The 11,009-nt window shown below is 61.4% G+C and carries 10 protein-coding genes; all 10 read right to left on the reverse strand.

The annotated features are described in order from the left end of the window. Positions 1-74 precede the first annotated feature (74 nt). Entirely contained in the window at positions 75-410 is a 336-nt protein-coding gene (locus tag KGA82_RS14425) for a YceK/YidQ family lipoprotein (protein WP_008027859.1), read from the reverse strand. Positions 411-616: 206 nt separating this feature from the next. Next, the gene (locus tag KGA82_RS14430) at positions 617-2,068 is read right to left on the reverse strand and encodes a lipopolysaccharide kinase InaA family protein (RefSeq protein WP_223450909.1); all 1,452 of its coding nucleotides are present in this window, start codon (positions 2,066-2,068) and stop codon (positions 617-619) included. After that, complete coding sequence (locus KGA82_RS14435; RefSeq protein ID WP_192226900.1) at positions 2,068-2,820, reverse strand: lipopolysaccharide kinase InaA family protein; 753 nt, start codon at positions 2,818-2,820, stop codon at positions 2,068-2,070. Before KGA82_RS14435 ends, KGA82_RS14430 begins: the two co-directional genes overlap by 1 nt. Then, complete coding sequence (locus KGA82_RS14440) at positions 2,817-3,551, reverse strand: lipopolysaccharide kinase InaA family protein (RefSeq protein ID WP_008027856.1); 735 nt, start codon at positions 3,549-3,551, stop codon at positions 2,817-2,819. The genes KGA82_RS14435 and KGA82_RS14440 overlap by 4 nt, the downstream gene beginning before the upstream one ends. Next, a complete protein-coding gene (rfaP, locus tag KGA82_RS14445; protein ID WP_008040354.1) occupies positions 3,551-4,357 on the reverse strand; it encodes a lipopolysaccharide core heptose(I) kinase RfaP in 807 nt (268 codons plus the stop codon). The genes KGA82_RS14440 and rfaP overlap by 1 nt, the downstream gene beginning before the upstream one ends. Continuing rightward, positions 4,354-5,478, reverse strand: a complete 1,125-nt coding sequence (locus KGA82_RS14450) for a glycosyltransferase family 4 protein (RefSeq protein WP_223450911.1) — start codon at positions 5,476-5,478, stop codon at positions 4,354-4,356. The genes rfaP and KGA82_RS14450 overlap by 4 nt, the downstream gene beginning before the upstream one ends. Next, positions 5,478-6,539 carry a lipopolysaccharide heptosyltransferase I gene (gene waaC, locus KGA82_RS14455; RefSeq protein WP_008027853.1) on the reverse strand — a complete coding sequence of 354 codons (1,062 nt, stop codon included), beginning with the start codon at positions 6,537-6,539 and terminating at the stop codon, positions 5,478-5,480. The genes KGA82_RS14450 and waaC overlap by 1 nt, the downstream gene beginning before the upstream one ends. A 1-nt stretch (position 6,540) precedes the next feature. After that, positions 6,541-7,575 (reverse strand): lipopolysaccharide heptosyltransferase II, encoded by a 1,035-nt coding sequence (waaF, locus tag KGA82_RS14460; protein WP_192226899.1) that lies wholly within the window; start codon positions 7,573-7,575, stop codon positions 6,541-6,543. Positions 7,576-7,857: 282 nt separating this feature from the next. Continuing rightward, positions 7,858-10,797, reverse strand: a complete 2,940-nt coding sequence (gene glnE / locus KGA82_RS14465) for a bifunctional [glutamate--ammonia ligase]-adenylyl-L-tyrosine phosphorylase/[glutamate--ammonia-ligase] adenylyltransferase (RefSeq protein ID WP_223450917.1) — start codon at positions 10,795-10,797, stop codon at positions 7,858-7,860. Beyond that, positions 10,794-10,991, reverse strand: coding sequence for a hypothetical protein (locus tag KGA82_RS14470; protein WP_157214357.1), 198 nt, complete (start codon positions 10,989-10,991; stop codon positions 10,794-10,796). The genes glnE and KGA82_RS14470 overlap by 4 nt, the downstream gene beginning before the upstream one ends. Positions 10,992-11,009: the final 18 nt, after the last annotated feature.

Here is an 11,009-nt window from a genome sequence, read left to right on the forward strand (position 1 = left end):
GTAAACATGCCGGGAATGACCCTACGGTTATCAGCGGCGTAAACATGACCCAAGGCCAGGACGCACGGCCAGGATCATCCGCGACCCGGCCGCCAGTAAATCCTGAGATTGCCATCGACCCCTTGCCGGTAAATCGTGTACGGCAAGGCAACGGTGTCCAGCGCACCGGACAATGCCAGGTCCAGCAAAACCAGTGGTACAAGAAAACCCGTGGGGTCTGGCGGTGCATTCAGCACACAAAAATCGTAGGCCATCCCGCTGTAGATTCGCGGGATGGACTGGCAGTAGGTTTTTTGTTTGCGCAGGTCACGCGCCGCGTCTTCGTCATTTTGCAGGACGGTGACGGCGGTACCGCAGCCAGATAGCGCCAGTGAGAATGTGCCGAGCAGAACAGCCGTTTTGATCGTCAAGATTTGCCCTCCATGAACGTCAGGCAAACTAGCATTGCGGCTATTCAGGGCACAGTTCATGGGGTCTGGGGATCATGTAGGACATTTCATAAGAACTTGTCCGCCTGATCTCCGGTGGCTGTGCCGGCCCCATCGCGAGCAGGCTCGCTCCTACAGGATCTGCGGCGGGAACAGAATGTGTGTTTGCCGCAGACCCTGCAGGAAATTCAGGCAGCGCTGGCGATTTCTTTGGGCAACCGCTGATCGATAACCTGATACAGCGCGCTGCTCTCAGGCCAATTGCGCATGAACCGCGCCCGGTCCCGCGCATACGCCGGGGCGAAGCTGGCGAGCGAGCCGTGCTGACGCATCGCGTCCAGATCGATCAGTGCCCAGCGATCTTCCTGCCAGAACAGGTTGTGGCCCTTGAAGTCGCCATGACTGATCCGCTCGCGAATCAGCTCTGCAAACAACTGATCCAGCGCCACCAGCTCTGCCTCGGGCGCTTCACCGCTTTCAACGTACGGCGCAAACCGCTCGATGATGTCCGGCCCCGCCAAATGCTCGGTCACCAGATACGCCCGGCTGCGCAACCAGAGAAAACGTTTTTCCAGCACGGCCAGCGGTTTCGGCGTGGCAAAACCAAGGAATGCCAGCCGATTGCCTTCGCGCCATGAGTGCCAGGCACGGCTCGGGCGCCAGAAGCGCTTGAGCCAGTGGGCAAAGCCTTTGATGTTGTAGCGCTTGATTACCAGCGTCCGACCGTCCACCGCGACTTTTCCGACACTCGCCGCGCCGCCGGTCTTGTACAGATGGCCCTGATCGAGCAATGCATCGGCCTGCTCCAGCACCGGCAACATCGCTGTTTCTTCCTCGCGGCGAATCGCCCGCAACCCGAAGGCCCCGCGCTGCACACTGAACAGCGTGCATTCGCGTCCGACCTTGATCAGGAAGTCCTTGAGGCGCCAGCTGCGGACCTTGTCGATCTGTTTCTGCAACGCTTCCATGGGCAAGGCATGCTCGCCATTGCTCAGCAGGTAATAGACCAGCAATTCTTCGGTGAAAGGCTCCAGCGCCTTGGGCAACTGGGCGAAAAACACCCCGAGGTTTTCCAGGACTTTCTGCCGCGACAATGGCTGGCCGGGGGTTTCGCTACAGATCCCGGCGCCGTCGATCAGATACAGTCGACCGCCCTGGCGCAGCAGGTTGTCCAGGTGCAGGTCTTCCTGCCACAGCCCTTTGCGGTGCATCTGGCCGATCGCGCCCAACGCCTCGGCCAACACGGCCCCTTGCCCATCCGCGAGCACCGGCAAGTGCTCGACCTGTTTCCAGGTATCCCCCAGGCTCTCGGCGCCTTCAAGGAAATCGAACAGCAGCCAGCCGCCCTCGCCGTCCTTCAAGCCGTCGGCCAGCAGCTGCGGCGTGGTCAGACCTTGAGCGGCGAGCAAGCGAACACCGTCCAGTTCTCGCTGAAAATGCCGGGCCGCCTTGGTGCCGACCAACAACTTGGCCAGCACCGGACGACCACGCCAGACACCGGCGCCGACATAACGCTGGCCCGGCAACACCCGCAACAGACTCAACAATTGCAACTCGGCAGGACCGGCGGCATCGGCCAGTGAAACGCTCAGCGGCAGAGCCGGGCTACGGCCGGTGTTTTTCAGTTCGGACAAACGCATCAGCGCGCCTCCTTGTGGCTGCGCCGCGCGGTCAGTCGCGCCAGCCAGCTGTCGATCAGCGAACTGTCCTGCGATTGATCCAGGTAAGCGGCCAGTAATTCACGCACCTGCGCATCGCTCCACTCGGGCGCCCGCCGCGTCAACGGTTCCAGATCCTTGACCCGGTCACGTCGGCCCCACAGCAGCGGCCGGGTTTTCTCCAGGTCGATCAATTGAGCCTGGTAACCGTCGCCTGTGGCCCGCAGAAAAATGTGTTTGGGATAGAAGCAGCCATGAACCTGACGCGCCGCGTGCAGGCGCCGAGCCAGCTCGCCACACGCCTGCAAAATCGCCGAGTGCTGCGCGCCACTTAACTCCGACCAGCGCTGCAACAGCGAATCCAGGTCATCCCAACCGTCCAGCGCACGGGTCAGCAGAATCGCCCGGACTTCGCCATCGACTTTGCGCTCACCGAAGAACGCCGCTTTCAGCGCCGGAATGCCAAGCTTTTCATAACGACTGATGTTGCGAAACTCCCGGGCAAAACTGGGTTCGCCAAACGGCGCATGCAACGTGCGCATCTGGTAGTTGCTTTGCCGTTTTAGGTAGAAGCCGTGACCTTCAAGATCCAGCCGAAACACGCTGCTCCAGCCACCGCGCACGGTGTTGGGCTCATCCACGGCATCAAGCTGCCTGGCCCAAAGCGCATCGAAGTTGCCGAGGCCGTGGCGCTCCAGTAGCGCACGGTCTTCAGCAGCCAGAAAATCAGTCATTCGCGTCCCTCGAAAAATCTAACCACGTGCCGGATCCGTTTTTTGTCGGCGGCATTGAGTCGTGTCCGTTGGCTGTATTGCAGGTAAAAGCGCAGGCGTTGAGTCGCCGACAGCTGATACTTGGCGACCTTGTCCAGGCACGCCAGATCCTTGGTGATACGGTACTTGAGCCAGAAGCCGCGCCAGAAATTACCGTTGGGGCAATCGATCAGGAACAGCCGGGCCTGGTCGTCGATCAACAGGTTGCGCCACTTCAGATCGTTATGGGTGAAGCGGTGGTCGTGCATGGTCCGGGTGTAACCGGCCAATTGCCGACTGACATGATCGACCCAGGCGCGGTCCGCCAGTTTTGGATCATGCCGTTCAGCCAGGATGGACAGGTCTACGGTATGCGGCAGTTCAAGGGTAATCATCGCCCCGCGAGCGTACGCCGCACCACGCCGCTCCAGCCCCCAGGCCACCACTTCAGCAGTGGGAATGCCCCATTTCGCGAAGCGCTTGAGGTTCTGCCACTCCATTTTCACCCGCGGCTTGCCCAGATAACGGCGCAAGCCCTTGCCCGCGCCGACGTAACGCTTGACGTAATAGTTGACGCCATTGCGATTGACGCGGATGACTTCGGACAACGGATCGTGAGTCAGTCGCTCGCCCTTAAGCGCAAACACCGCTTCAAGGCTGCCGAAATCTTCTGCCAGCTCGCTATAAGCAGGTTCCAGTTTCCAGCCCGACATCAGAGCGCATCCCCGTATCGCTGTTTACGGTCGTAGAGTTTGTTGGCCTTGCCTTCCAGCCAGGCGAGCAGCCCCGCTTCTTCCGACAGAACCTGGCGCAGCGGTTGCTGGAAGTAGCCCTTGAGGAAACGCAATTTGTCGCGCTGGGTCAAGCCGATGTCCAGGGCCGAGAAGTACAGCGCCGCCAGATCCTTGTTACGCCAGCGCTGGGTAATCGTCGGGCGGGTCTGGGCGCGGTGCAGGTCGATCACCGAAAGTTTGAAATCGTCGGCGGTCACCGGTTTATCGGTGTGCAACAGGAAGTGGCAGATGTAGCAGTCGCGATGGTTGACCCCGGCGCGGTGCATCATGCCGGTCATGCGCGCGACTTCGGCGATCAGCGCGCGCTTGAGTTTGGGTTCCGGCGGTTGCTTGACCCAGTCGATACTGAAATCTTCGAGGCTGACGGTCGGCGCCAGCTCTTCGGTAACGATGAACGAATGCTGGTCCGCCGGGTTGCTGCCCTTTTCACCGTAGGCGACAGCGGTCATGGTCGGCACACCGACTTCCTGCAGGCGCTGAATGGCTTTCCACTCCTGGCCCGCACCGAGCACCGGCAGTTTGGCGGTCAGCAGGTTCTTGAAGATCTCGCCCCAGCCAATGCCACGGTGGATCTTCACGAAAAAACCATGGCCGTTCACTTCGGTGCGCAAGGTCCGGCGCGCTTCCAGCTCGCGATAAACCTCGCCCTGCAAGCCTTCGACTTCGGCGAACGGGTCGCGTCCTGCCCAAAGGCTCTTGAACGGTTCAGCCAGCATCAACTTCATTTAGCGTGCTCCGCCAGAATCACATCGGCCGCGTGTTGCGGCATGCTGTAGAGGTCGGCCGTCTCGGCGAAGGCCAGACCATTGCGGCTCCAGGCCGCCCGTGCTTGAGCGTCGTTCAACATGCGGGTCAGGTATTGCGTCAGTTGCGCCTGATCGAAGGGTTCGTCCAGCACCAGGCCCGCGTCGGCCTCGGCGATGTAATGGGCGTAACCGCACACGGCGCTGACCAGTACCGGCAACCCGGCCACCAGGGCTTCGAGCAACACGGTCCCGGTGTTTTCGTTGTACGCCGGGTGGATCAACAGGTCGGCACCCAGCAGAAAACGCGGGATATCACTACGACCCTTGAGGAACGTCACGTTGTCGCCGAGCCCCAAGGTGGCGCTCTGCACCTGGAATAACTTGGGGTCATCCTGGCCAATTACAAACAGCCGGGTGCGTTTCTTCAGGTCAGCGGGCAATGCGGCCAGCGCCTTGAGGCTGCGATCCACGCCCTTGGTCTTGAACCCGGAGCCGATCTGCACCAGCAACAACTCGTCGTCCTGCAGGTTGAATTCACGACGGAACCCGGCACGAATCTCAGCCGCATTCGGTGGCGCACGACGGTCCTGAGAAATGCCCGGCGGCAGCAAATGGAAGCGTTCCAGCGGCGTGTCGTAATGCTTGATGAACAGCGGCTGCTGGACTTCGGAGATCATCAGCACTTCTGTCTTGGCGTCCTTGGCGAACACCGCGCGCTCGTACTCGGCGAAGTGCCGGTAGCGGCCCCAACGACGGTACAGCGAGTTGCGCAGGTTCTGCGCCTTGTCTTCGAAGCAGCCGTCGGCGGCGTAGTAGACGTCCAGGCCTGGCATTTTGTTGAAACCGATCAGACGGTCCACCGGACGCTTGGCCAGATCGGCCTCCATCCACTCGCTGAGTTTCTCGTTGCGACGATGATTGAAGAACGCCTTGACCGGCGCCACCAGCACTTCGAAACCCGGCGGGATATCGCCCTCCCAGATCAGCGTGTAGACACGAATCTGATGACCGCGCTGCTGGCATTCCAGGGCAATGCGCATGAAATCGCGCTGCAAGCCCCCGAACGGAAAGTACTTGTACAAGACGAATGCCAATTGCATCAGCGCAGCTCCTCAGCCAGTAACAACGTGCTCAGTCGGGTCGCGACACGCTCGGGATTCAAACGCGTGAAGCACAGCGGCGACTCGCGTTTCAGGTCAAACCGGCGGGCATCTTCGGCCGTCGGTTGATAGGTGCATTTCTTTTGCAGGCAGGGTGCGCAGGGGAAATCGCTGGCCATGTGAATCTGCGCCTTGCCATACGCGCCGGTCAGGCCAGGGTTGGTCGGACCGAACAGCGACAGCGTTGGCACATCGAGTGCGGCCGCGAGGTGACCAAGACCGGTGTCCACCGCCACGCACGCTTGCGCACCGGCCAGCACTTTGCCGATGCCCGCCAGGTTCAACTTGGGCAGCACTTCGACGTGGCGCATGTCTTTGGCGATGCGTTCAGCCCGGGCCTTCTCGGCCGGATTGCCCCACGCCAGCTTCACGCCGACGCCCAGATAGCCAACGCGCTCGGCCAGTTCGCGCCAATAGGCTTCAGGCCAGTGCTTGGTGTCCCAGGTGGTGCCGTGCAGGAACAGCACGTAAGGATTCTTGCGCGGCAATTCCACCAGGCGCTCGACGTTCAGACCGTAATCGCCCAGACCTTTTGGCAAGTCGTAACCCAGGGCGATGGCGAACAGCTGACGCACTCGCTCCACCGCGTGTTGACCACGGGCCACCGCCAGGCGTCGGTCATAAAAACGCGCAGCAATCGGCTCTCGCGCCGATCCTTTATCCAGGCCCGCCACCGGCGCCTTGACGTAGCGGGTCAGCAACGCGCTTTTCAACAGGCCTTGCGCGTCAATCACCAGATCATATTTCGTGGCGCGAACGCTTTGCTTGAAGCGCTTCCACTCGCCACTCTTGATGGTTTGCCAGATGTTCTTGCGCCAGCGACGGATCGCCACCGGAATCACCTTGCCCACGGCCGGGTGCCAGGTCGGGATCTCGGCGAAACCTTCTTCCACCACCCAGTCGAACGTGATGCCGGGAATCGCCCGGGATGCGTCGGTCAACGCCGGCAACGCATGAATCACGTCGCCCAGCGAAGAAGTCTTGATCAGCAGAACCCGCAAACTATTTGACCTCGACCACAGTGCCCTGCAACCGCTGCAAGGCTTCGTTCACCGCTTGCGGCATCAGCTGGCGCAGGCAGTTGTAATGACCAAAGCGGCACGTGCGATCAAAGCACGGGCTGCATTCGATGCCCAGGCGCACGATCTCGACATGTTCGGCCAGCGGTGGCGTGAAGCCCGGCGACGTCGAACCGTACACCGCCACCAACGGGCGGTTCAGTGCCGCCGCGACGTGCATCAGGCCGGAATCGTTGGACACCACCGAGTCCGCGCAGGACATCAGGTCGATAGCCTCGGCCAGGGACGTACCGCCGCTGAGGTTCACCGACTCTTCACGCAGGCCGGGAATCAGCCGCGCGCGAATGTCTTCGCCCACGGCGTGATCGTTTTTCGAACCGAACAGCCAGACTTGCCAGCCTTCGCGAATCTTCGCCTCGGCGACCTGGGCGTAATGCTCGGACGGCCAGCGCTTGGACTCGCCAAACTCGGCACCGGGGCACAGCGCCAACACCGGACGGTCGAGGCTCAGGCCGAATTTGGCCAGCGCCGCTTCGCGGGTGACCGGATCGATCTGCAAGCTCGGGCGCGGATACGGTTTCGGCAGTTCAAGGCCGGGCTCGTACGCCAGCGCCATGAAGCGCTCGATCATCAGCGGGTAACGTTCTTTGTCCAGCGTGCGCACGTCATTGAGCAGGCCGTAGCGGAACTCGCCACGCCAGCCGGTGCGTTTCGGGATGCCGGCGAAGAACGGCACCAGCGCCGACTTCAGGGAATTGGGCAGCAGGATCGCCTGGTCGTACTGACCGGCCAGGGATTTGCCGATGCGCCGACGCGTCGCCAGCTCCAGCGCGCCGTGGCCGAGCGGAAAGCTCAAGGCCTGGCGAACTTCGGGCATGCGCTCAAGAATCGGCCGGCTCCACTCGGGGGCCAGCACGTCGATTTCGCATTGCGGGTGGCGTTGCTTGAGACACTGAAACAGTGTCTGCGCCATCACCATGTCACCGACCCAACTGGGCCCAACGATCAGAATTTTCATGTGGTTTCCAAAAACGAACCGGGGAGGCATACGCCTCCCCGCCTCGAGAATTCTACAAAACACTGCAGATCTACTGTGGGAGTTTGCTCCCACATTGGGTATTGGTGCACATCCAGTGCGGTGCAGCTTAGCTGCCTCAATTTACAAAACAACGCAGATCTACTGTAGGAGCAAGCTTGCTCGCGATGAGGCCATCACATTCAACATTGATGGTGACTGACACTCCGCCATCGCGAGTAAGCTTGCTCCTACAGGGGTATTCGGTGCTGCCACTGTCCGGTTTCAGCTTAGTCCCAGCTCGCGCCAGATCCGCAACACCTGCCGCCGCTCGTCCGCGAACTGGTCGCCCGGTATCACCCCGGCGTCCTTCTGCAAGGCCTGCCGGTGCGCGGCGGAGCGGTAGGCTTTATAGGCCTCGCGCAACAGGCTGGCGTCTTCGGCGGGCATCAGCCCTTCGTGTTCCAGCTCTTCCAGAATGCGGATATTGTCGGTCCAGCGCAGCAATGGCGGGTGTGTTTCGGACCACGCCAGAGCCGCGTATTGCACCATAAATTCAATATCGACGATACCTCCCGCGTCCTGCTTGAGATCGAACGGCGCCGTGGCTTCGAAGGCATTCGCCCCGGTGCCGGCCGCGGTGCTCTTGCTGCCAAGGTTATCGCGCATCTTCGCGCGCATCTCGCTGACTTCCTGACGCAAGGTCGGTAAATCCCGAACTTTGCCCAATATCGCCGCACGAACCTTCTCGAACGCCTGGCCGACATCCTGACTGCCCACCAGCACCCGCGCCCGTACCAGCGCCTGATGTTCCCAGGTCCAGGCTTCGTTTTCCTGATAACGGGCAAACGCCCCGAGCGAACTCACCAGCAGGCCCGAAGCACCGGATGGTCGCAGGCGCATGTCCACCTCATACAGCTGACCGGAGTTGGTCTGGGCGGTGAGCAAGTGAATGATCCGCTGCCCCAGCCGGGTGAAAAATTGCGCGCCGTCGATCGGTTTCGGCCCGTCGGTTTCTGCCTGCGGATCGCCATCGTGAATGAACACCAGGTCCAGGTCCGAACCATGCCCGAGTTCCAGACCGCCGACTTTCCCGTAACCGACAATGATGAAGCCGGGATCGCACAAGGTGCCATCGGTGCGTTGCGGCGTGCCGTACTTGGCCACGGTCTGGCGCCAGGCCAGGGCAAGCACTTGTTCGAGGATCGCTTCAGCGAGCCAGGTCAGGTAATCACTGACTTTCATCAGCGGCAGGCTGCCGGCGATTTCCGACGCGGCGACGCGCAAACGGTGCGCCAGTTTGAAATGGCGCAGGGCTTCCATTTGTTGTTCGAGGTCGTCCTCGGGGATTCGTGTCAGGCGCTCGCGCAACTCGGCGGCCAGTTCCGGCGCCAAGGGCGGCTTGAACAACCGGCCTTCGTTGAGCAATTCATCGAGCAGCAGCGGGAAGCGCGTGATCTGTTCAGCGATCCACGGGCTCGCGGCGCACAAGGTCAGCAAACGTCGCAGCGCGCCGGGGTTTTCAGTCAGCAGCACCAGGTACGCGGAGCGTCGGGCCACAGCTTCGACCAGTGGCAGCACGCGCTCCAGCACCAGGTCCGGGTTGGCGTGTTCGACCGCCTGGGCCAGCAACCGTGGAATGAACGCATCAAGGCGTTCGCGGCCCAAACGCTGCATCGCGCGCAATTGCGGGCTGCTGCGCAGGCTGGCCAAGGCTTTCAGCGCTTTGGTGGCATCGGCGAAACCGCCCTCCTCCAATTGACGGCAAGCAGCCTCTTCGTCCTGCGCCTCCTCCCACAATGGCAGCCATTCACCGCCGACCACCACTTCGCTTTCGGTGCCTTCCTCTTCATCAGGGTCGGCGATCACCTGGCCAAAGTGCCAGGCCACGCGACCGCGCCAATACATCAGCCGCTCATGGAAAGCGTCCCAATCGGCGAAGCCCAGCATAAAGGCAATGCGCGCCTGATCCTGCGCCCCGTCCGGCAACATCTGCGTCTGGCGGTCGGCAATCGCCTGGATCGCGTGCTCGGTGTAACGCAGGAATTCGTAGCCTTCGCGCAGCTCGCTGACCACCGCCGGCGGCAGGTAACCCTGACCTTCCAGCGTGCTCAGTACTTTTAATAGAGGACGTTGCTGCAGGCTCAGGTCGCGGCCACCGTGGATCAGTTGGAACGCCTGGGCGATAAACTCGACTTCGCGGATGCCGCCGGAGCCGAGCTTGATGTTGTCGGCCATGCCCTTGCGCCGGACTTCCTGCTGAATCAGCTGCTTCATCGTGCGCAGCGCTTCGATGGCGGAGAAGTCCAGGTAACGCCGGTAAACGAACGGACGCAGCATGTCTTGCAGCTGCGCACCAGCCACCTGGTCGCCGGCCACCACCCGCGACTTGATCATCGCGTAGCGTTCCCAGTCACGGCCCTGATCCTGGTAATACTGCTCCAGCGCGTTGAAGCTCAACACCAGCGCACCCGACGAACCGTAAGGGCGCAGGCGCATGTCGACGCGGAACACGAAGCCGTCGACAGTCATCGGGTCCAGCGCCTTGATCACGCGCTGACCGAGACGGATGAAGAATTCCTGATTATCCAGCGAGCGCTTCACGCCGACGGTTTCGCCGCCCTCGGGGTAGGCGAAGATCAGGTCGATGTCCGACGACAGGTTCAGCTCGACCGCGCCAAGCTTGCCCATGCCGAGGATGACCATTTGCTGCGGCTCGCCGCTGCGCCGGCCGGTGGGCACGCCAAACTGCTGGCAATGCCGCGAGTACAACCACTGATAGGCCTGATCGATGCTCGCATCGGCCATGTCCGAGAGGTCGCGGCAGGTCTGGACCAGATCGGCCTGACGGGTCAGGTCGCGCCAGATGATCCGCACTTGATGGCGGGTGCGCTGGCGGCGCAGGGCACGACCGAGCTCGTCTTCGGTTTCAGCCGCGTTCACCGCTGCCGCAATCTGCGCGCACATCTCACCGGGAGCAAAACCGCGATCCAGCTCACCGGACTGCACCAGCGCCAGCAACATCAAAGGGTCACGTACGCTCTGTTCAATCACGAAGTCGCTGGCGGCGGTGACGCGGGCGAATTGCGCCCAGCGCTCAGGCGTCCAGGCGGACAAGCCATGATCATCATCAAGAGCCTCGACGGCCGCACGGAACGACTGCTCGGCGCGGGTGACAAACGGCAGGAGAATGCCGGGCAGTTCAGCAAGCGTAGGGAGGCTCATGGTCTATCCTTGATCGGCGTGTAGGAGGCTGCATGTAGTGAATTTTCAAATTGCACTACCTGATCGACTGTCGAACAAAGGTTAGAAATAGCTGAAATTTCTTTATTTTTGGCAGGCAGCATCAAGCTTTCACCTTTTTCGGTTGGCAAAAGACCAACCTTAACGATTATTCTCACAACGTAGCCGGAGGCCACAAGCCGCTCATCTGTAGT

Origin of the sequence: Pseudomonas sp. BF-RE-22 (assembly GCF_019956155.1) — a bacterium.
In the GTDB taxonomy this organism is placed as follows: Bacteria; Pseudomonadota; Gammaproteobacteria; order Pseudomonadales; family Pseudomonadaceae; genus Aquipseudomonas; species Aquipseudomonas migulae.